The sequence below is a fragment of the Syntrophomonas sp. UBA5494 genome (assembly GCF_002426325.1).
On sequence record NZ_DIPG01000032.1, the window covers coordinates 16733 to 17094 of the forward strand.

General features: G+C 51.9%; 1 protein-coding gene. It reads left to right on the forward strand.

What is annotated here, in order from left to right:
- Positions 1 to 327 (forward strand): ATP-binding cassette domain-containing protein (locus tag B3W37_RS03445; RefSeq protein ID WP_483174792.1); only part of this gene is annotated, 327 nt, incomplete at its 5' end.
- Positions 328 to 362: the final 35 nt, after the last annotated feature.

A 362-nucleotide genomic window follows, 5' to 3' on the forward strand; every position in this document is an offset into this window, starting at 1 on the left:
CCTCATCAGATTTCCGGTGGGGAGCGGCAGCGGGCCGCATTGATTAGAGCCCTGGTGACCGAACCCAGGCTCTTGCTGCTGGACGAACCATTTAGCAGTCTGGATCAGCAGGCTCATGTGAGCTTGAGAGACACTATTCGAGAGCTGCATGCTCAATGGAATATTCCCGTAATTGTTGTCACCCACGATCAAGGAGATGCCGAACTGCTAGGTCATACCGTGATCACGCTAAATCAGGGTGTTCAGATTACGGCGGGGCAATATCCCGGCACAAGCGGCGATAATCCCCGCCAACAAAGTTTTTATGCGGGTCGACTGTCTCAATAGTTTATATTGTGACCCGGCGTTATTAATCAGTGCCA